Source organism: Nitrospirillum guaranorum, assembly GCF_034653275.1.
GTDB lineage: Bacteria > Pseudomonadota > Alphaproteobacteria > Azospirillales > Azospirillaceae > Nitrospirillum.
The window spans coordinates 1801413-1822433 of sequence record NZ_JAYEES010000004.1 but is presented as its reverse complement, the minus strand read 5'-3'; the positions used below and the strand labels follow the sequence as shown (position 1 = coordinate 1822433).

General features: G+C 70.6%; 17 protein-coding genes and 1 riboswitch. Of the genes, 8 read left to right on the top strand and 9 right to left on the bottom strand.

From position 1 onward, the window contains the following. Window positions 1–153: 153 nt before the first annotated feature. On the bottom strand, window positions 154–2682 hold the full coding sequence (locus UAJ10_RS29665; RefSeq protein WP_322919017.1) for a methyl-accepting chemotaxis protein: 2529 nt from the start codon (window positions 2680–2682) through the stop codon (window positions 154–156). A gap of 179 nt (window positions 2683–2861) precedes the next feature. On the opposite strand from UAJ10_RS29665, the gene UAJ10_RS29660 reads away from it, so the two are divergent. Then, entirely contained in the window at window positions 2862–3434 is a 573-nt protein-coding gene (locus UAJ10_RS29660) for a hypothetical protein (RefSeq protein WP_322919016.1), read from the top strand. 41 nt (window positions 3435–3475) lie between these two features. Here the strand turns inward: UAJ10_RS29660 and UAJ10_RS29655 are convergent, their stop codons facing one another. Both UAJ10_RS29655 and UAJ10_RS29650 read right to left on the bottom strand, forming a co-directional pair. Continuing rightward, window positions 3476–4654, bottom strand: coding sequence for a GGDEF domain-containing protein (locus UAJ10_RS29655; protein ID WP_322919015.1), 1179 nt, complete (start codon window positions 4652–4654; stop codon window positions 3476–3478). A gap of 372 nt (window positions 4655–5026) precedes the next feature. Further along, window positions 5027–5653 (bottom strand): PadR family transcriptional regulator, encoded by a 627-nt coding sequence (locus tag UAJ10_RS29650; RefSeq protein ID WP_322919014.1) that lies wholly within the window; start codon window positions 5651–5653, stop codon window positions 5027–5029. 165 nt (window positions 5654–5818) lie between these two features. On the opposite strand from UAJ10_RS29650, the gene UAJ10_RS29645 reads away from it, so the two are divergent. From UAJ10_RS29645 to UAJ10_RS29625, 5 genes are all read left to right on the top strand, one after another. Then, complete coding sequence (locus UAJ10_RS29645; protein WP_322919012.1) at window positions 5819–6595, top strand: SDR family NAD(P)-dependent oxidoreductase; 777 nt, start codon at window positions 5819–5821, stop codon at window positions 6593–6595. Next, window positions 6592–6987 carry a Rieske 2Fe-2S domain-containing protein gene (locus UAJ10_RS29640; protein WP_322919011.1) on the top strand — a complete coding sequence of 132 codons (396 nt, stop codon included), beginning with the start codon at window positions 6592–6594 and terminating at the stop codon, window positions 6985–6987. Before UAJ10_RS29645 ends, UAJ10_RS29640 begins: the two co-directional genes overlap by 4 nt. Before the next feature lie 23 nt (window positions 6988–7010). After that, window positions 7011–7958, top strand: coding sequence for an RHO alpha subunit C-terminal catalytic domain-containing protein (locus UAJ10_RS29635; RefSeq protein WP_322919009.1), 948 nt, complete (start codon window positions 7011–7013; stop codon window positions 7956–7958). Then, complete coding sequence (locus UAJ10_RS29630) at window positions 7955–8515, top strand: GNAT family N-acetyltransferase (RefSeq protein WP_322919007.1); 561 nt, start codon at window positions 7955–7957, stop codon at window positions 8513–8515. Before UAJ10_RS29635 ends, UAJ10_RS29630 begins: the two co-directional genes overlap by 4 nt. 81 nt (window positions 8516–8596) lie before the next feature. Beyond that, window positions 8597–9568 (top strand): rhamnan synthesis F family protein, encoded by a 972-nt coding sequence (locus UAJ10_RS29625; protein WP_322919005.1) that lies wholly within the window; start codon window positions 8597–8599, stop codon window positions 9566–9568. Between the two features lie 7 nt (window positions 9569–9575). Here the strand turns inward: UAJ10_RS29625 and UAJ10_RS29620 are convergent, their stop codons facing one another. The 6 genes from UAJ10_RS29620 to UAJ10_RS29595 all read right to left on the bottom strand — a co-directional run bounded on the left by UAJ10_RS29620 (window position 9576) and on the right by UAJ10_RS29595 (window position 15710). Then, window positions 9576–11258, bottom strand: a complete 1683-nt coding sequence (locus UAJ10_RS29620) for a methyl-accepting chemotaxis protein (protein ID WP_322919003.1) — start codon at window positions 11256–11258, stop codon at window positions 9576–9578. Window positions 11259–11429: 171 nt separating this feature from the next. After that, window positions 11430–12005, bottom strand: coding sequence for a TetR/AcrR family transcriptional regulator (locus UAJ10_RS29615; protein WP_322919001.1), 576 nt, complete (start codon window positions 12003–12005; stop codon window positions 11430–11432). 3 nt (window positions 12006–12008) lie between these two features. Further along, complete coding sequence (locus UAJ10_RS29610) at window positions 12009–12473, bottom strand: nuclear transport factor 2 family protein (protein WP_322918999.1); 465 nt, start codon at window positions 12471–12473, stop codon at window positions 12009–12011. Window positions 12474–12607: 134 nt separating this feature from the next. Then, entirely contained in the window at window positions 12608–13291 is a 684-nt protein-coding gene (ribB, locus tag UAJ10_RS29605; protein WP_322918997.1) for a 3,4-dihydroxy-2-butanone-4-phosphate synthase, read from the bottom strand. Between the two features lie 159 nt (window positions 13292–13450). Next, window positions 13451–13607, bottom strand: a riboswitch (FMN riboswitch). A gap of 94 nt (window positions 13608–13701) precedes the next feature. Beyond that, entirely contained in the window at window positions 13702–14622 is a 921-nt protein-coding gene (locus UAJ10_RS29600; protein WP_322918995.1) for a heme-dependent oxidative N-demethylase family protein, read from the bottom strand. Window positions 14623–14627: 5 nt separating this feature from the next. After that, on the bottom strand, window positions 14628–15710 hold the full coding sequence (locus tag UAJ10_RS29595; protein WP_322918993.1) for a 3-oxoacyl-ACP synthase III family protein: 1083 nt from the start codon (window positions 15708–15710) through the stop codon (window positions 14628–14630). A gap of 75 nt (window positions 15711–15785) precedes the next feature. Between UAJ10_RS29595 and pseG the strand changes: the two genes are divergently transcribed. Next, complete coding sequence (gene pseG, locus UAJ10_RS29590) at window positions 15786–16886, top strand: UDP-2,4-diacetamido-2,4,6-trideoxy-beta-L-altropyranose hydrolase (RefSeq protein WP_322918991.1); 1101 nt, start codon at window positions 15786–15788, stop codon at window positions 16884–16886. A 19-nt stretch (window positions 16887–16905) separates the two neighbouring features. Continuing rightward, a complete protein-coding gene (locus UAJ10_RS29585) occupies window positions 16906–20997 on the top strand; it encodes a DEAD/DEAH box helicase (protein ID WP_322918990.1) in 4092 nt (1363 codons plus the stop codon). Window positions 20998–21021 lie beyond the last annotated feature (24 nt).

Genomic DNA, 21021 nt, shown 5'->3' with positions numbered 1-21021 from the left:
TTTGTCCCTTCCTGGTAAAGCGCGCCCGCGCGCGGGTAAAGCCGCCAACCCCCGCCGCTGCCGCATAGCGGCGACGCCCGGGGCGGGACGGTTCAAATTTGTGGATGTGTCAAAATTTTTACATCCCGGTTTTCACAGGCGTCCGGGGGACCGCTATTCGTCCTTGAACGCCACCCGGACGTTGCCCCAGATGCGGCCGCGCACCCGGATGGGGGCGTCCACCTCCTTCAGGCGGACGATGACGCCACCACCCATGTCGCGCGAATAGGACTGCACCAGGAAGTCGCCGGTATTGCGGCCGGCGGCCAGGCCGGCGCGGTCGTTGAACAGGCGACGGTTGCGGCTGTGCGCCATGTTCCAGGTGTAGTCGCCCGGCCGCTGCGGCTGCGACACCCGCTTCATGTGGGTGGGCAGGTAGCCGGAGGGCACGACGGCGGCGCAGAACTGGATGCGCGGATCGCCCGCCGCCACCGGCTCCTGGATGTCGGGGAACAGCCGGTCGGTGATGGGGGTGTAGGCCGCCATATACTGTTGCGGGTCGGTGCCGGGAATGGGGTCGAGGTCGTGCGAGAACAGCGCCGTCTCGGTGATCTCGCCCGCCTGCACGGCGCCTTCCAGCGCCTGGCCCATGCGGCCGGCGGCGCCCAGCGCCAGGTCGATGAAGCCGCGGTGCCGTTCCAGCGCCCGGTCCAGCGTCGCCTTCAGCCGGCTTTGCGTCGCGGCGTCGACATGGATGAAGCACAGGTGCAGACCCAGTTCGCTGGTGCCCGCCACCACCGCCGCCACCGTGCCCACACCGTCCACGGCCAACGCCACCTCCTGCTGGTCGGCCAGGGCGGGCAGGCCATCCGCCGCCACCAGGGCGCCGCGCGCCGACAGGTCCTGCAGCCGGCCGGCATAAGGGCGGCCGTTCACCTGCACCGTCGCCGGCATGTCGCAGGGCACGCGATCGGCGGCGCGGCGGTCACCGGCCAGCGACTGGCGCAGGGCGATGGTCATGCGCCGCTTCAGGTCCACCACCGCCGTCTGCGTCTCGCTCACCCGCAGGTCCAGGTCGGCGGCGATGGTGGCGATCTCATCGGACTGCCCCCGGATGCTGCCCACGCTGTGCGACACCTGCCGGGCGGCGCCGGCGGATTCCGACGCGCTGCGCCCGATCTCGGCATTGGCGGCGGACTGCTGTTCCACGGCCGCCGCCGTGGCGGACGAGGCCTCGTTGATTTCGCCGATCACGGTGATGACGGCGCGGATGGCGTCCACGCTGGCCGACACGGCGCCGCGCAGCCCCGCCACCTGGGTCCCGATGTCATCCGTGGCCTTCTGCGTCTGGCCGGACAGCGACTTCACCTCATGCGCCACCACGGCGAAGCCCTTGCCGGCGTCGCCCGCCCGCGCCGCCTCGATGGTGGCGTTCAGGGCCAGCAGGTTGGTCTGGCCGGCGATATCGGCGATAAGGTCCGTGACGGTGCCGATCTGGCGCGTCGCCTCCTCCATGCGTTCAATGGCGCCGGCCGCCAGGCGCGCGCTGTCCACGGCGCGGCGGGCCACGTCGCTGGAACGGGCGGCCTGGCGGGCGATCTCATCCCCGGCGGCGCCCAGTTCCTCCGTCGCGGCGGCGACGTTGCCGGCGTTGCCGCTGGCCTGCTCCGCCGCGGCCGACACCGCCACCGTGTTTTCCCGCACCACGGTCACGGCCTGCTTCAGATGGGCCACCCCATCCACCGCCCGGTGGCTGCCCCGCTCCACCCCCATCCAGGTGGCGGTCAGGTCGGCCTCGATGGCGCGGCAGGTTTCCAGCAGCGCCAGGCGGGCCTCTTCGCGCGTGCGCTCCATCAGTTCCACCCGCTCATCTGTGCTGAAGGCCAGGCGCGCCCGCAGGGCCCGCAGCGTCGCGGTCATGGCCTGGAACTCCGCCACCGGGTCCGCCGGCATGGCGCGGTCGAATTCCCCGGCCGCGACGGCGGCGAAGTGCCCCTCCACCCGGCCCAGGGCCTGGCGCAGGGTGCGCAGGATCAGGCTGCCGCCCAGCACGGACACGGCCAGCGACACCAGGATGATGGCGGCGTTGGCGCCCAGCCACAGGGCGCTGTCGGCGCCCGCGTCGCCCACCTTTTCGCCAAGGGGCCCGAGGAAACGCAGGCCGCCCGCCACCAAGGTGCAGGCGATCATGGTGCCCATGGTCAGGATCATGCGGCCGCGCACACTGCCGGCATAATGGCGCAGGCGGGGGCCCAGGCCGGTGGCGACGGCCGCACCGTCCCTCAGGGTTCCCCGGCCGGCGCGAAGCTCGGCATACAGCGCCTCGGCCGCGCGCACCTCATCCCGGCCGGGCTTGCTGCGGATGGAGATGAAGCCCGCGACCGTGCCCCCCTCCATCACCGGCGTGACGTTGGCGCGCACCCAATAATGATCGCCGGCCTTGGTGCGGTTCTTGACCAACCCATCCCAGGGCCGCCCGGCGCGGATGGTGGCCCACAGGTCGGCGAAGGCGGCCTTGGGCATGTCGGGATGGCGCACCAGGTTGTGCGGCGCGCCGATCAGTTCCTCATGGCTGAAACCGCTGACGCGGACGAAGGCGCGGTTGGCGTAGGTGATGCGGCCCGACGGATCGGTGCGGGAGACCAGCAGTTCCCCCTCGCGCAACTCCACCTCACGGTTGGTCACGGGCCCCGTGTCGCGCATCGCGTTCCTCCCCAAGCACCTGTCCCAGGCCGTTCCTTGCGCCCCCGGCACGGGGGCCTTGGCCTGGTGTCCACCCTCGCGCGGGAAAGGTTAACCCGGCGTAAAGGCTTTAACCGCCTGACCAAAAGTAGTGAATCATCCCCCTAAAAAGTCATTAATCTTCGATATTGAAACTAATAATGATTCTCACTATCGTGATCGAACCGGAGACGACAGCAGCTAGGCCCGAGATGCCCGACGATCTGATGATCACCCCCCGTGACAGCCTGCCCCAGCCCGCCCCGCTGGAAGGCCTGAGTTCCGGGGAAAGGCTGCTGGTGTGGAGCCTGCGCCACATGGCCCAGCCCTATGCCAGCCCGGCCCGGCGCGGCTGTCCCCTGATCCGCCACGCCTTCCTGCAGGCATGCGGCGAGGACGCGGACGAGGTGATGGCCACCTTCCGCGCCTTCCTGCTGCTGTATGGCCGTTCGGCCCGGCAGCGGCCACGGGTGGGGTGCCCCGGCTGCCAGGATCTGACGCCGGATGAGCGCCAGCTGCTGCGCCTGCTGGCCTTGGCGCAGCCTTCCGCCGACCCTACCGCCCCGGCCAGGTTTTATGCCCTGGTGGAGCATCTGATGCGGCCGGGCACCACCGACGGCCTGCTGGTGGCGTCCCGCGCCATGGCCGGCACCCTGGGCGCCCACGGCCTGTCCCTGCCGGTGCGGCCCTTGGCGCTGGAACGCGCGCCCACTTCCGGCCGTTACGACGCCTGACGCGGCGCGCCACCTTGCCAGGCCCCACCGGAAAGCGGCGATCAGACGTCGGCGCTGAGCTGCACACGGTTGCGGCCCGCCGCCTTGGCGGCGTAGAGGGCCATGTCGGCCCGGCGCAGGGCGTCGGCCAAGCCCTCGTCCCCGCCGGACACCCGGGCGGCGCCGATGCTTACCGTCCAGGCCAGGGTGGCGTGGCCGTTGACGGGGGCCGCCTCCACCGCGCGACGCAGGGTTTCGGCCCGCGCGGCGGCGTCCACGGTATCGGCGTCCGGCAGCAGGACGGCGAATTCCTCGCCGCCGATGCGGCCCGCCACCTCGCCCTCGCGCAGCCAGCCTTGCAGCAGGCGGCCGAACTGCGACAGCACGCGATCGCCCACGGCGTGGCCGAAGGTGTCGTTGATGGCCTTGAAATGGTCGATGTCGATCATCAACAAGGCCTGGGGCTGGCCCGCCTCGCGCCCGCGGCGTACCTCCCGCTCCCCCACCTCCAGGAAATGGCGGCGATTGGGCAGGCCAGTCAGCACATCGCGGGTGGCCATGTCGTAGAGGCGGCCGGCATAGGTTTTCAGCCGGCCGACCAGGGGGCGGAAGATGAACACGGCCTCGGCCAGCAGGGTGGTCAGCAGGATGGCCAACACGCCCTGCTGCGCCCGCCGCAGTCCCTCGATGCGCTCCGTCGCCTCGGTCTCGAACTGGCGGACCGCCTGGTCCAGCATGGGCATCAGGATGTCGCGGGTCTGAACGCGGATGTCGGCGAAGGCCCGGGCACGGATGTCGGCCGTCCCCGCATCCGGCCCCTCCGCCCCCGCCAGGATGCGGGCGGCCAGGACCAGGTCGCGGGTACGCTGGTCGAGGTCGGTGGGCAGCGAGAAATATAGCGCCCGGGCGGCGTCCGACAGGCCGTGGGTGATGCCCATGTCGCCGGTGCCGCCCAGCAGCGCCCGGTGCGCCCGCTCCATGGTCGCGGCCGCCTGCAACAGGGGGACGCGCGCCGCCTCGTCATGGCCTTCATAGAAGTCGCGGGCCAGCAGGCCGATGCGCTGCGACAGCATGCGCTGGCGGCCGGCGACGTTGATGATGGTGCCGCTGTCGCGCTGCTGGGAAATGACATGGTCCAGCAGCAGGTGCACCGATGCCGACAGCAGGGCGATCAGGGACAGGGCGGCGACATAGGCCACCGTCAGGCGGCGCGTCGGAAGGCTGTCGTCGGCACGCGTCATGTTACCGGGGCGGTCCTGCAAAGGGGACGGGCCTCCCCCGCAGGGATACGGCCGCGCTTGCCAAGTGAAACGGGCCTGATCATCAACCGGACCGTTTCGTATGACAAGTGTCGGCGCCCCTGACCAGAGGGCTAGTGCCGGTCCCCGGGACCTGGAACATCCCTGTCCTGCTCGGAGTCTTGCGGGGCAGGGCAAGGGGGAAGGGCCGCGTCGCGATCCTCGCCCGGGTGAACGACCCGCCGGCCCAAGGCGTGGGAGCGGGACAGGGCCAGCAGGCGACCCCGGATGTCGATGGCGTTCACGTCACGGGTCCGGGGCAAGTCACGGGTACGGGTGGGCATGGGCGTCCTCTCCGTTCACGTGGGATGGCCGTCAGGCCTGCTCGATGGCCTGCGCCGCCTGGTCCAGGGCCAGGGCGATGGCGCGGGCCTGGTCTTCCGTCAGGGTCCCGCCGCGCAGACGCAGGCGCAAGGCCATTTTCAGGTTTTCCATGGCGCGGACGACGGGGGATGGGGGCATCCAGCCGCGCACCGCGCTGATCTTGTCCAGCCGTTCCTTGATGGCGGCCAGCACCAGGCGGTTATCGTTCAGGAAGGCGGCGCCGCTCTCGGTCAGGGTGTAGAGCTTCTTGCCGCCCTCCCCCACCGAGACCTCGGTATGGCCCATTTCCTCCAGCAGGGTCAGCGTCGGGTAGACGACGCCGGGGCTGGGGCTGTAGCCGCCGCCGACCTTTTCCTCGATGGCCTTGATGATCTCATAGCCGTAGCGGGGCTTTTCCTGGATGAGGTCCAGGAACAGGAAGCGCAGGTCGCCATTCTCGAAGACGCGGGCGGCGCCGCCGCGGCCGCCCCGGCCGCCGAAGCCCTCGCCCCGCTCGCCCCGGCCCCAATGGTCGCCGTGACCGCCCCAGGCGCCCCAGAAGCCTTCGCCGTCGCGGCCCCGGGCGTGGCGGCGCCCGCCCTCGGGATGCTTGCCGCCGTGATGTTTGAAAAAGTGCATGATGGTCTCTCGATCCTATCTCGTCTGTTATTCGATATATCGTAAATCACGATATATCTCGATCCTTTCTTGAGTCAAGGCCTCCCCGCCGGGATTTATCGCAGGTCATTGACGGGCCCGGCCCGGGGCCCGGATAGTCGGGGCGGAAGATAAGGAAACGCCCCCATGTCCCAGCCTAGCGACACACTGCACAACCCCATGAGCCTGGCCAGCCGATCCATGCTGGTCACCGGCGCGTCGGCCGGCATCGGCCAGGCCACCGCCGTGCTGCTGTCGCGCCTGGGCGCCCGCGTCACCCTGAACGGCCGGGACGAGGGACGCCTGGACGACACCCTGTCGCGCCTTGCGGGGGAGGGGCACCGTGTGGCGCCCTTCGACATGGGCGACCTGGACGCCATCCCGGCCTGGATGAAGGAGCAGGCGGCCCTGTCCGGGCCTTTCGACGGCGTGGCGCACTGCGCCGGCATCCAGACGCTGCGCCCCATCCGCATCTTCTCCCAGGATTTCTTCGACCTGGTGATGCGGGTCAACCTGGGCTCGTGCCTGGCCCTGGCCAAAGGCCTGCGTCAGAAGGGCGTGCGGGCCGAGCGCTCGGCCATGGTCTTCATCTCCTCCACCGCCGCCACCGCCGCATCGCCCGCCAACATCGTCTACGCCGCGGCCAAGGGCGGCATCATCGCCGCCACCAAGGGCCTGTCGGCCGAGCTGCTGCCAGACGGCATCCGCGTCAACTGCGTGGTGCCCAGCATCGTCATGACCGACCTGATCGAACGCGGGTTCGAGAAGCTGAGCCAGGAACAGATCGACCATCTGCAGCGGCTGCAGCCCCTTGGATTCGGCCATGTCGACGACGTGGCCCACGCCATCGCCTATCTGCTGGCGGACACCGGCCGCTGGATCACCGGCACGGCCCTGACCGTCGACGGCGGGCGCACGGCGTGACGGCCCCCTGGATCAAGCTGGGCGACGCCGCCAGCGTGGCCGGCCATGGCGATTACCTGACGGGCCGGGCGCCGGATGCCGGCGGGGCCGCTATCCCCGTGGTGGTGCAGAATTTCCAGGGGGCGCTGAAAGCCTTCCGCAACGTCTGCTCCCACCGCTACGCCCTGATCCACGATCAGCCCTGCGGGCGCGGGCTGCTGCGCTGCCCCTATCACGGTTGGGTCTATGACGCGGCCGGCGTGCCCATCGGCATCCCCTTCGACGACAGCGACTTCCACCTGGACGCGGACGCCCGCCGCCGCCTGGCCCTGACGCCGGTGGGGCTGGCCGTGGCCGGTGGCCAGGTGTGGGTGAACGCGGACGCCGCCGCCATCTTCACGGAGCCGGCATGATGGGGGGAGATGGGATGGGGGAGATGCTGCCCGCCCGCTGGTTCGACGATCCCGGCTGCCACGCGCGGGAGCTGGCGGCGCTGCGCCGGCAGTGGCTGTACGTCGGCACCCGGTTCGACGCGCCCCTAACACGTACGGTGCTGGGCACGCCCGTCACCGTGACCGCCGCGCTCACGGCCACGGATGAGGAGGGCCGGGCGCTGGAGGTGGACGCCTGCGGCGCCTTCATCTTCGTGCGGCTGGAGGGCGGCGGCCCCGGCCTGGCCGACCATCTGGGACCGGTGGCGGCACACCTGGCCCGGCTGTCCGGCCAGTGCGACCAGCCCATCGCCGAGGACCATGTGGCGTTCGCCGCCAATTGGAAGGCGCTGGTGGAGAACACCATGGACGACTTCCACGGGTCCACCGTCCACCCCACCACCATCCACCCCGCCGTGCATGCCGACTGGCAGACCCACCTGGCCACCACCCGCCACGGCCGCCACAGCATGTCCAGCTGGCTGCTGTCGGAGGGGACGGAGACGTGGTGGCGGCGCATCGACGGCAAGATGGGCCTGCGCCGGATGACGGACCACGCCCGCTATGACCATTGCTTCGTCTTTCCCAACCTGTATGTGGCCAGTTTTTACGGCGCCATGGTCATCACCCACACGGTGACGCCCCTGGCGCCGGACCGCAGCCGCCTGGACTGGCGCCTGTTCCTGCCGGTGACGGCACCGGAAAAGCCGGCCGTGGCGGCGTTCCGCCGGTCGCTGACCAGCGTTCTGGCTGGGTCCGCCCGCGCCGTCATCCTGGAGGACCAGCCGCTGTGCGAGCGGGTGCAGCAAGGGCGGGCGGCGGCCCTGGGCCCCGGCATCCTGGGCCGGCGTGAGCGCCGCATCGCCGATTTCCACCACGCCTGGGCCCGTGTCCTGGGCCTGGACACCCCGCCCCTGCCGGCGGACGCGCCCTACAAGGAGACCGCGGCATGACCCTAAGCTATCGCCGGCCGACGGAGGACGACGCCCGCCTGCTGCTGGACTGGCGTCTGCGGCCCGACATCTCCCGCCACCTGTTCACGCAGGTGGAGGACGACATCGAAAAGCAACGGGCCTGGCTGACACGCAGCAACGCCCGCGACGACTATCACCACCGCATCATGATGGTGGACGGGGTGCCGGTGGGCTACGCCTCCATCACCGTCACCCACGCGGCCTGGGGCGTCGCCACCCTGGGCGCCTACATGGCCGACCGGCGGGGACGCACCGGCTCTGCCCCGCTGAACTTCGCCCACGCCCTGAACCATGTCTTCTACGCCCTGGGCCTGCGCAAGGTGGTGAACCAGGTCATGGCCGACAACGACCGCGTCCTGCGCGGCCAGACCATGCTGGGCTATCGCCATGTCGGGGTGCTGAAGGACCATGCCGTGAAGGAAGGTCAGGCATACGATGTCCACCTGTTCGAGATGTCCGCGGCGGAGTGGGCGGAAAAGCGCCTGAAATTCAGGGAATACGCCGATTGGGATGGCCAGGCGTGGCCCCCTGGCTAAAAGGCGGATAGGCCGCAAGGTCTCTTGGTTAACGGTCGTGGAAGGTAAAGACAGTCAGTTCCCAGGGCAAAGGCCCCAACCATGATCCCGACCGATTATTCGCCCGCCATCGCCCCCCGCCGTGTGGCGCTGTTCGCCCATTTCGACCGTGACGGCCAGATCGACGATCATGTCCTCTATTACCTGCGCAGCCTGCGCGAGGTGGCGGAGCGCATCCTGTTCATCTCCGACGGCGCCCTCATGGACGGCCAGGCGGAACGGCTGGCGGGACTGGCCGAACTGGTGCACGCGGGCCGCCACGGCGCCTATGACTTCGGCAGCTGGAAGCTGGGCTTCCAGGCCCTGGGTGCCGACATCGCCGCCTATGACGAGGTCATCGTCGCCAACGACAGCTGTTACGGTGGCGTGTTCCCCTTCGCCCCCGTGTTCGACAAGATGGCGGGGCGGGACTGCGACTTCTGGGGGCTGACCGATGGGCTGGTGGATGGCGACATCCGCTATCTCACCAGCAACTTCCTGGTCTTCCGCCCGACGGTGACCAGCCATCCGGAATTCACCCGCTTCTGGGAGGGGGTGACGCGCCAGCCCGACAAGGCGGCCGTCTGCCGCGCCTACGAATTCGGGCTCAGCCAGCGGCTGCTGTCCCTGGGCTTCCGCCCCGGCCGCTACCTGCCGCAAGCCTTCGTGGCCAAGGAGCTGTATTCCGACATCTATTTCGACGCTTGTCTGGAGACCCACCGCATGCCGCTGGTGAAGGTGGCGGTGTTCAGCCAGAACCAGCAACGGGTGGCCCGCCTGCGGGAACGGCTGGAGCGCATGGCGCGGTACTATCCCGTGAACCTGATCGAGGCGCATGTGGCACGCCTGTGCGGGACCCCCCATCCCGTCATCCACGACCTGCCCTGGCGGCAGGAGCGTACGCGCCTGGCGCCGCTGCCCGGCACGTACAGGCGCAGCAAGTACAGCCGGAGCTTGCGCTGGTGGCTGTGCTATGTCCGCGTCCTGGGCGTGCCGGTGTTCGCCACCGCCCGGCGGGTGCGGGCGGTGGCGTAGCGGCCGGTCAGGCGGCCCGGATTTCGGAGAGGAAGCGCACGACCTCGGACCGCAGCGCGTTGGATTGGCCGCCCAAGGAGCGGGCGGCGGCCAGCACCTGGGAGGCGGCGGCCCCGGTTTCACCGGCCGCCCCCGTGACCCGGGCGATGTTGGATGACACCTCGCCCGTGCCCTGGGCCGCCTGGGTGACGTTGCGGGCGATCTCCAGCGTGGTGGCGTTCTGCTCCTCCACCGCCGCCGAGATGGTGGCCGAGATGCCGTTGACCTCGCCGATGGTGCCGCTGATGCCCTGGATGGCGGCGACGACGCCACTGGTCGCTTCCTGCATTTCCTGGATTTGGCGCGCGATATCCTCGGTCGCCCGCGCCGTCTGGTTGGCCAGGCCCTTGACCTCGCTGGCCACGACGGCGAAGCCCTTGCCCGCCTCGCCGGCCCTGGCCGCCTCGATGGTGGCGTTCAGGGCCAGCAGGTTGGTCTGGCCCGCGATCGACTGGATCAGTTCCACCACCGTGCCGATGCGCTGTGCGGCGTCCGCCAACCCCTGGACCAGGGCGTCGGACCGGGTCGCGGCCTGCGCCGCCTCGGACGCCACGGTGCTGGACCGGGCGGCCTGCCGGCTGATCTCCTGGATGGAGCTGGTCATCTCCTCGGCGGCGGAAGCGACGGTCTGAACATTGGCGGAGGTTTGTTCCGCCGCGGCCGCCGTGGCGGCGGCCTGGGCCTTGGTACGCTCCGCCACGTCGGCCATGCTCTGCGCGGTGGCGTCCAGCTGGGTGGCCGCCCCGCTCACGGCTTCAAGAATGCCGGCGACGGCGCCATCGAAGCCCTGGACCAGCCGGTCCACCGCCTGGGCACGGCGCAGCTTGGCCTCCTCCGCCTGGCGCTGTTCCGCCGCCAGCCGGTCCGCCTCGATGGCGTTCTGCTTGAACACTTCCAGCGCGCGGGCCATGGCGCCCACCTCGTCCCGGCGCTGCAGGCCATCGACGATGATGCCCCGGTCCCCCTCCGCCAGCCGGCGCATGCGGTCGGTCAAGGCCGCGATGGGGGTCGCGATCGTGCCGGACAGCATCAGCGCCGCCAGGATGGCCACCACGATCGCGGCGATGCCGCCCAGCGCCGTGGTCCAATAGGTCATGTGAAAGGCCGCCTGCTGTTCATCATGCCGCTGGTCCAGCAAGCCGCGCTCCGCCACCGTGATCTCGGCCACCTTGGCGCGGATGGCGTCCATCTGCGCCTTGCCGCCGGTCACCGATTCCAGTGTGCGCGCCTGGTCCCGCTGGTCCGTCTTCATGCGCGCCACCAGCTTTTCCGCATAGTCGTTGCGCCACGCCCGGGCCAGGCGATCCATATCGTCCAGGCGTCGCTGCTGGGCCGCATTGTCCGCGGTCAGGCCGCGTGCCGTCGCCATCGCCCGGGCATAGGCGTCGGCGCCATTGGTGTAGGGGGCCAGCACCGCCTCGTCCGCCGACACCAGATATCCCCGCAGGCCCGTTTCCTGGTCGACCAGGGCGGCGAGCGCCGCGTCCACGGCGTCCAGCACCTTGTAGCTGTGCGTCGTCCATCCGGTGCTGTCCTGGATGAAGGACACCCGGGTGTAGGTCAGGCCACTGACCACGAAGGAGATGACCAGCACCAGGGAGAAGGCCGCGGCCAGTTTCCCCAGGATTCGAAGATTGCTCAGCAACGTCATGACGCGCGCTCCACCGGATGATGTTCACCCATGGATTACGCAAAGTGGGCAGGTGTTGGACCACAAGACCTTGGTTTTGCTACAAAGGTGGTATTCCAGATGATGGATACGCCGGCAGCTGTCGCGCGTATTATGCGGGTGTATCAGCCCTTGGCCGATGGAATAGGCCGTTTAGGCATCCCCACCTTGATCACCCATCGCGATCCGCCGCAGCCGCGCCAGCGTGCGGGTGAAGACGCCGGTGTCGTTCAGCGCCCGGGCCAGCACCAGGGCGCCCTGGATGCCGGCCACCACCTCCTCCGCGTCGGCTTGGGCGTGGTCGGGGTCGCGGCCGGCCCGTACCAGGGCGCCGGCCAGGGCCCGCACCCAGGCGGCGAAATAGCCATGGACCTGGTCGGTGAACAGGTCGCGGGCATCGCCCAAGGCGAAGACGCCCACGACGCACACCCGCCGGCCAGAGCGAAAATAGGCGTCGGTGGCCTGGAACATCGCCTCCACCGCCATCAGGCCGTCGTCCGTCCGGTCGAGCGGCTCGAAAACGTGAGTGCGGAACCAGCCGTCGATGTGGGCCAGCACCACCTCCGCCATCTCGGCTTTGCCGCCGGGGAAGAAGTTGTACAGGCTGCCCTTGCCCAGGCCCGTGCGGGCGGTGATGGCCGAGAGGCTGGCGCCTTCGAAGCCATGGTCGCGGAAGACCTCGGCCAGGACGGGGATGACGTCCTGGCGGTCGGCGAGGGTGCGGGCCATGCCTTACAGGCCCAGGTCGCTGAGGCTGGGATGGTCATCCGGGCGGCGGCCCAGCGGCCAGTGGAATTTGCGGTCCGCCTCCGTGATGGGGTGTTCGTTGATGCTGGCGTGGCGCGCCCGCATCAGGCCATCGGCATCGAACTCCCAATTCTCATTGCCGTAGGCGCGGAACCAGTTGCCGCTGTCGTCACGATATTCGTACGCGAAGCGTACGGCGATGCGGTTTTCGGTGTATGCCCAGATTTCCTTGATCAGGCGGTAGTCCAGTTCCTTGGCCCACTTCCGGGCCAGGAAAGCCTCGATCGCCGGGCGGCCGGTGACGAATTCCGCCCGGTTACGCCAGCGGCTATCCACCGTGTAGGCCAGCGCCACCTTGGCGGGATCGCGGCTGTTCCAGCCATCCTCGGCGGCGCGGACCTTCTGGATGGCGGTATCAAGAGTGTAGGGGGGTAAAGGCGGACGGGACATGGGGACCTCCAAAGATCAGGGTTTGCATGGACAACTTGTACCGATCGGTACGTCGTTGACCAATTGGTACAACGCCGCCCATCGCCTGGCAAGAGGTCTTTTTCGTCCCGTCCTATTTTGGCAGGTGCCAATCCTCAAGCGACCGCGCGCTGGGGATCCGCCACCGCCACCAGATCCTCGATGCTGACCAGGGGCATGCCATGGGTTTCGGCATAGGCCACCAGGTCGGGCAGGCGGGCCATGCTGCCGTCGGGCTTCATCACCTCGCACAGCACGCCGGCGGGCGCGCGGCCGGCGCGGCACACCAGGTCGATGGTGGCCTCGGTATGCCCGCGGCGGGCCGCCAGCCCGCCGGGATGGGCGCGCAGGGGGAAGACGTGGCCAGGGCGGGCCAGGTCTTCCGGCCGGGCATCGGCGGCGATGGCCGTGCGGATGGTGGTGACGCGGTCGGCGGCCGAGACGCCGGTGGTGACGCCGGCCTTGGCCTCGATGCTGACGGTGAAGGCGGTGCCGTAGCGCGAGGAATTGGCGCCCACCATGGGCGGCAGGTCCAGGGCGCGGGCGTGGTCGTCGGTCAGCACCAGGCAGACGATGCCGCTGCAGTCGCGGATCAGCAGGGCCATCTGCTCCACCGTCAGGCTGTCGGCGGCGTAAATGACGTCGCCTTCGTTCTCACGGTCGGCATCGTCAACGACGATCACGCCCTGGCCCGCCTGGATGGCGGCCACGGCGCGGGCCACCCGGGCTTCGGCGTCGCCGAAACGGGACAGCAGATCATCGTCATGGGTGGCGGCGGGGATAGGGGAAATCTGACTCAAGGGTCTCACTCCGTTGAACAATCGGGCGAGCCTGAATCAGGGCGAGAAAAGACGACGGGCGGACGGAATCGTCCCCCGGGGCAGGCCCCGCGCACGTGCGCGTCCCCAACCCGGCCCCGGCGGGGTCCAAGGGGGTGTGCGCCCGCGTACCGCAGGCCGGCTCATCCTCTTCCATCCGGACTGTAACCGTCGGCCCCGGCGTTTCACCGGGTCTGCTGACCCCAGGGGCGTCACCGCCCCTGGGCGCTCGCGGGCTCCCCCTCCGTCAAGAGGGGATACCGCCGGTCGGGATTTCCACCCTGCCCTGAGAACAAGCGTGTCGCCATCCGGCAGGGCCGGACGGCCCGCCGATAGGACTATCCCGCCCGCGCCCTGTCAACACGGGCACGGTTGGAAATTCCCCATGGGCCTTATGAGGGGCCGGGCCCTTGCGCCACACGGTCCAGGAAACCAAGGGCGGGGCCGCCCGTGCGCGGCAGTCCTTTGTAGCGGGCCACCGGTTCCGGCACCGTGCGCAGGACACGGGCGAACTGCGCCGCCTCGGTCGCGGTCAGATCGGCCAGGGCGCGCTGATAGGTGCGGATGGTGAACAGCACGGCGCCGGTGGCGGGCAGGCGGCGCAGGGTCTGACGTTCGATGCGCAGGAACAGGCGACGCCCGGCGTTCCCGGGCGTGATGGCGGCGTCGGCCTCGGTGTGCGCCACCTCATCCGGCTGGAACAGAGTGGGGTCGTCGTTCAGGCCCCAGTTCATGCGCCACACCGGCCGTTCCGGCGCCAGTGTTTCCAGGAAGCGGTCCACCGGCCGCCCCAGCCTTTCCCCATAGAGGGCCACCGGCGCGTGGATGCCGGCCATGGGCCGCCCCAGCTTCTCATGCAGGCGCCAACGGTTGGGGAAGCACAGCACGGCCGCGGCCAGCACCGGGGCGCCATCGGGACCCGGCAGCAGCAGGCAGAGATCCTCCGCCACCAGCCGGCCGGCGACCTCCAGCGGATTGGGGCCGGCCTCCGCCAAATCCCACGCCTCTCCGGTGAGGTGACAGGTGAGGCGGCGCCCGTCACGGGCATAGGCATGCGGGAAGTGATGGGGCAGATGGTCCGCCAGCAACGCCAGCAGTTCGGCCTGGGCATTCGCGCTGCCCGGGAGGAAGCCGGTCACGGCCCCGTGCCGTTCGGCCAGCAGTTGGCGCCGTTCCGCCAGCAGGGCGGGGCAGCTGTCATCCACCATCAGCCAGCGGGCGGGGTCCAGCGCCATCAGGCCCATGGCCATCCGCCAGTCGCCGCCGTCGAACGGCCAGCAGGGCTGTTCCGGCGGCAGGTTCCAGGCGTTCACGGGCGTCAGACTTCCAACGGCGGGAAATCGTCCGGCAGCTCGGCCAGCGTGGGCTGGGCGATGGGACCGACCTCCGCCACCAGGGTGCCCCAGGACCAGCCGACGCCGAAGCCGGCCATCAGCAGCTTTTTCGGCCCTTCCGCCAGCATGGGCCCCAGCCGGTGGCAGATGGCCAGCGGCACGGAGGCGGAGCTGGTGTTGCCGAACTTCTCCATATCGATCAGGAAGCGCTCGGGCGCCGCCCCGATCTTTTTCCGGATATGGTCCAGCATCATGCGGTTGGCCTGGTGCGGGACGATCATGTCCAAATCGTCCAGCGTCACACCGGCGTGCTCCATCGCCTCGCGCAGCAACGGCGGGACGGCGCGCAAGGTGAAGGTGAAGACCTCCGCCCCGTTCAGGTGCAGGCGGGCGTCGCGGTAGAGGCGCTTGTGCTCCTCCTCCGACCATGGTTCCTCACCCGGGATCAGGCAATCACGCTTGCCGCCGGCCTTCACGAAGATGTGCTTGGCCCCACTGCCGTCGGTGCCCAGAACGGCGTGGATGGGGGGCGCCCCCGCATCCACCTCCAGCGCCGTGGCGCTGCCGGCGTCGCCGAACAGGGGCAGGGTGGCGCGGTCGTCCGGGCGCAGCCAGCGGGCGGAATTGTCGCCGGCCAGCACCAAGGCGCGCCGCGCCGTGCTGCCGCCCAAGAGGCGTGCCGCCATCCAGGTGCCATAGGCGAAGCCGGAACAGCCCAGCGGCACGTCGAAGGCCGCCGCGCTGGTGGGCAGGCCCAGGCGCCGCTGCATGACGGCGGCGGTGACCGGCAGGACATAGTCGGCGTCCTGGCTGACGAAGATCAGCAGGTCGACGGAGGCCGGGTCCCAGTCCAACTGCCGCATCAACCCCTCGGCCGCCGCCACGCACATGTCGGACGCCATGTAGGGCCGGGGCAGCAGGCGGCGCTCCGCCACGCCGATGGTGGCGTAAAGCTTCTTCGCCTCTTCCTCGGTGAACAGGGTGTGGTCTTCCAGGTAGGAATGCCGTTCCTTCGGCACCACGGCCCGGAAGCCCTTGATCCGCACGCCTTCGACGATGGCCTTCACCGCAACCCGCCCTGAGAGAAGTGTCTTTAGCTGTTATACTATGGCCATTCCGGTCCCGATGCCAAAGGCCCTCTGTTGATCGCGTCCCCCATACCCGCCGGCCCAACCGTCCTGATCCGCGCCGACGCCACCGCATCCATGGGCACCGGCCATGTCATGCGCTGCCTGTCGGTGGCGGAGGCCCTGAGGGAACGGGGGGTGACACCCCTGTTCGCGGCCGTGGACCTGCCGCCGGCCCTGGCACAGCGGCTGAACGCCGCCGGCTTCGGCGTCGGCCTGCTGGCGGGCCCGGCGGCAAGCGGCGCTGACCTGGCCAGCCTGGCGGAGCAGATGCGCCGGCACGATGCCCGCGCCCTGATCCTGGACGGTTATCACTTCACCGACGCCTATCGCGCCGGACTGGCGGCCCAGGGTGTGCCGATCATGGCCTTCGATGACGGGCCGGGCACGCGGCCCCTGCACGCCCGCCTGATCGTGAACCCGGGGGCGGCGGTGGACCAGGCCGCCTATCGCGCCGCCAACCCGGACGCCGTGCTGGCGCTGGGCCCCGCCTATGCCCCCCTGCGGGCGGAATTCCGCCGGGCGCGCGGCCAAGCCCTGCCGCCTTTGGATCAACGCCGCCGCCTGCTGCTGACCTTCGGCGGCACCGACCCGGCGGGCCTGACCCTGCCCTGCCTGAAGCGCTTGGCCCCGGCCCTGCCTGACGGCGTCGGCCTGGATGTGGTGGTGGGGGGCAGCAACCCCAACACCGATTGCATCCGCACCGCCGGCGACCGCTACCCCAATACGGTCGTGCATGTGGAAACACCGCGCATGGCCGAGCTGATGCGCGAAGCCGGCCTGGCCGTGTCCGCCGCTGGCGGCACCTTGGGGGAACTGGCCTGCCTGGCGGTGCCCACCCTGCTGGTGGTGGTGGCGGACAACCAAGCCAGCAGCGCCGGCGCCGTGGCGGCATCGGCCAAGGCCCGGGTCATCGACGCGCGCGGCATGGACAAGACCGAGGCGGCGGAGCGCGTCACGACCGCCGCCCTGGCGCTGTGGGCCGACGCCGACGCGCGCGCGACCCTGAGCCGCCGCATCGGCGAGGGTGACGACGGTCAGGCGGTGGATGGCCAGACGGTGGATGGATTGGGCGCGGTGCGCATCGCCGACGCGTTGCTGGCCCTGCCGGCCTGATCGCCGTTATGGTCGCCGCATGACCCCGTCCGATCTCGACGCGCTTTCGCCGCCCGACCGCATCCTGCTGCGCCTTATCGCCCTGGTCGGCCCGCTGCCGCCGGCCCGCGCGCTGCTGGACTGCCTGAACCAGGCGCGCGTCAGCCCCCTGCTCTGGACCCATGAGGCGCTGACGGAGGCGCAGAACAGCCTGCGCCGCCACGGCCTGCTGAACAACAAGATGGCCTGCCCGCCCGCGCTGGCCCACGCGGTGGCCGTCGCGGCACTGGAGACGGCGGAGGGCAAGGCCCTGGCCATCGCCATCCGCACCCAGCTGCCTGGCGAGTCGAAAAGCTATTGGGACCCCAAGCTGGTGGAGCTCGACCTGGCGCGGGGCTTGCGCCTGGCCGTGTTGCAGAATGATGCCCCGGGGGTCCAGCGCCTGCTGGTCCTGGCCAAGCGCCCCGCCACGGGGCTGACGGAGCAATTCACCCGCCACTTCACCCTGGTGCCCCTGGGACTCGATTGGCTGGCCGGGCGCGCAACCATCATCCAGGCGACGCTGATGGCGGTGAAGGTCGGGCACTGGGTGGCCACGGCCGAGATGTCGCCGGACCTGCCGGACCTGGTGGACCACGCCCAGGCGCACCCCACGCTGCGCCATGACTGCTTTCCCCTGATCGCCGACTTCCGCCTGCTGAGCGGCCAGTTGACAGCGTTGCAGGCATTGCTGGCCAATCCGCCCGCGGCGGAAGCGGCCCTGCCCTATGCCGCCGCCCACGCCCTGCTGTCGGACGACGCGCCGCGCGCCCGCGCGCTGTTCGCCGAGGCCGTGACCCTGCATCGCCGCGCGCTGCGCAAGCGCAAGGGGGGGCTGCCCGGGCATCTGGGGGTGTTGCACCTGTGCGCCCAGCTGGCCGGCGGCGACCCGGCCCAGCACGCCGCCATCCCTGCCCTGGCGCAGGACCATATCCAGGCCGGGCAGATCCCCCTAGGCTCCATGGCCATCGAGGCCCTGGCCAACCTGGCCGCCAACAAGCCTGAGGCGGCTCTGAACGGCGTGAAGTGGCTGCTGAGCGCCACGGACACCATGGCCCGGCCCTCACCCTTGGGCCTGGGCCTGGTGGCCGTGGCGGCGGCGGTGGTCGATGCCGCATTGGCCCGCCAGCATGCCGACGCCTGGGACCAATGGTTCCGCCACCTGGCCCCCACCATGCCCCTGGCCGCCGACCTGATGGCGGAGGTGCTGGCCCGGGTGGCCAACGATCCCACCCCCTACCATGCCCACTTGGCGCGACCGGGCCGGGAAACGCGCCTGCGCTTCCTGGCCCTGCTGCCGGTCAAGGAGCCGTGGGAACGGGCGCTGGACAGCCTGGAGGTGCTGCTGGAACCGCCGGCCCCGGCGGAGAGGAAGACCACTGGCAAGCGCCTGGCCTGGCTGGTCGACCCCAGCAGCGGTGCCGTGGAAGCGGTGGAGCAGGTGCAGCAGCGGGGGCCCACCAAGAGTCCGACCCAGGGCTGGAGCGTGGGCCGCCCCATCCCGCTGAAGCGCCTGTACCAAGGCGACCCCCAGCTGACCTATCTGGACGATTTCGACCGGCGCGTCATCGCCACCATCGCCCGCGACTATGACGGCTGGGGCCACGGGCGGTCCCGCTACGAGTATTTCCTGCCGCCGCGCGACACCCTGCCGGCCCTGGTGGGCCACCCCCGGGTGTTTTACCGGCGCGAGCCGGGCCCCCCCGTTGAACTGGTGCTGGCGCGGGTGGAACTGGTGCTGGCCGGCGCGCGGGGCGGCTATCGCCTGGCCCTGTCGCACCCGGCCCCGGAACCGGACGCCGTCATCGAGGTGGAAGGGCCCACCCGCTGGCGCGTGGTGGTGATCGACGACAAGGCCGTGGCGGCGGGCAAGCTGCTGGGCGAGGAGGGCATCACCGTGCCGGCCGTGGCCCGCGACCGCCTGGCCGCCATCGCCCGTTCCCGCATGCCCGACCTGCCGGTGCGGGTGGAGGCGATGGAGCTGGACGAGGGCCGGACGGAGGACGGCGATCCCGCCCCGGTGGTGCGGCTGCGCCTGCTGGACCCCGGCCTCAAGGTCTCGCTGGTCGTGCGGCCGCTGGGTCCCGACGGCCCCCACTTCGCCCCCGGCCAAGGCAGCCGCCGCGTCACCGGCAACGGCCGCCGCGCCGTGCGGGACCTGGCGGCGGAGGAGCGCCTGGCCCAGGCCCTGGCCGACGCCTGCCCCAGCCTGGGCGGCGAGGGCCGGGAATGGGAGCTGGAGGGCTTGAGCGCCGCGCTGGAATTCCTGAGCGAGCTGAAGGCCCTGCCCCAGCCGCCGGTCCTGGAATGGCCGGAGGGGCAGAAGCTGACCTTGCGCGGTGACGAGGCCGGCGCCAGCCATTTCAGCACCACGGTCAAGAGCACCGAAAGCTGGTTCGCCGTGGCCGGGTCCCTGACGCTGGACGAGGGGCTGGTGCTGGACCTGAAGGAGCTGCTGACCCGGCTGGAGGATGCGCCCGGCCGTTTCGTGCCGCTGGGCGACGGCCAGTTCGCGGCGCTGGACCGCCATTTCCGCCAGCAGCTGGACCGACTGCTGCGCATGGGGGGCACGAAGGTGCCGCGCGCGGCCGGCGCGGCCCTGCGCGGCCTGATCGAGGAGGCGGCATCGGCCCAGGTGGACCAGGCCTGGCGCGCCTTCATCCAGACCCTGGATGAGGCGGCGGCCTGGCAGCCGCGCCTGCCCAACGGCCTGACCGCCGAACTGCGCGAGTACCAGGCGGAGGGGTATTTTTGGATGAGCCGGCTGGCCCGCCTGGGTGCCGGCGCCCTGCTGGCCGACGACATGGGCCTGGGCAAGACGGTGCAGGCCATTGCCCTGATGGCGGCCAAGGCCGGCGACGGCCCCATGCTGGTGGTGGCGCCCACCTCCGTCGCCGGCAACTGGCAATCGGAACTGGCGCGCTTCGCCCCTGGGCTGACTGTCCACCGCCTGGCCGAGACGGATGGGCGCCAGGAGGTGCTGAGGGCGCTGGGGCCCGGCGACGTGCTGGTCACCACCTACGGCCTGCTGGTGCGGGAGGAGGCCTTAATGGCTGCCGTGCCCTGGGCCGTGGCCGTGCTGGACGAGGCCCAGGCCATCAAGAACCCGGACACCCGCCGCGCCCAGGCCGCCCGCGCCCTGACCGCTGGCTTCCGTCTGGCCCTGACCGGCACGCCGGTGGAAAACGACCTGGAAGAGCTGTGGAGCCTGTTCCAGTTCACCAACCCCGGCCTGCTGGGCAGCCGCAAGGCCTTCGCCCAGCGCTTCGGCACGCCCATCCAGGCGGCGCGCAACCCGGGCGCCCGCGCGGCCCTGCGCGCGGTGGTGCAGCCCTTCCTGCTGCGCCGGACCAAGGCGGCGGTCCTGTCCGAACTGCCGTCGCGCACGGAGCAGACCCTGCTGGTCGAGCGCGGGGCGGAGGAGATCGCCTTTTACGAAGCCCTGCGCCGCCGCGCCCTGGAAAAGCTGGAGGAGATGTCGGGCGAGCGGTCCCGCATCCACATCCTGGCGGAGATCACCCGCCTGCGGCAGGCCTGCTGCCATCCCGACCTGGTGGCGGCAGACGCGCACCTGCCCTCGGCCAAGCTGGACGCCTTCCTGGAACTGGTGGAGGAGTTGCGCGAGGGCGGCCACCGCGCCCTGGTGTTCAGCCAATTCATCGGCCACCTGGCGCGGGTGCGCACCGCCCTGGACCGCATGGGCGTCACCTATCAGCTGCTGGACGGCAGCCTGACGGCGGCGGAGCGGCAGCGGCGGGTGGCGGCCTTCCAGGCGGGCGAAGGCGAGCTGTTCCTCATCAGCCTGAAGGCCGGCGGCGTGGGCCTGAACCTGACGGCGGCAGACTACGTCATCCACCTGGACCCGTGGTGGAACCCCGCCGTGGAGGACCAGGCGTCGGACCGCGCCCACCGCATCGGCCAGCGCCGGCCGGTGACCATCTATCGCCTGATCCTGAAGGGTAGCATCGAGGAGGGCATCGTGGCCCTGCACGGCCGCAAGCGCGACCTGGCCGACGCCCTGCTGCGGGACGCCGACACCGCCGGCCACCTGTCGGACGAGGATCTGCTAGCCCTGATCCGGGGTATGGGCTGAGCGGCGGGCTTGTGGTAGGCTATC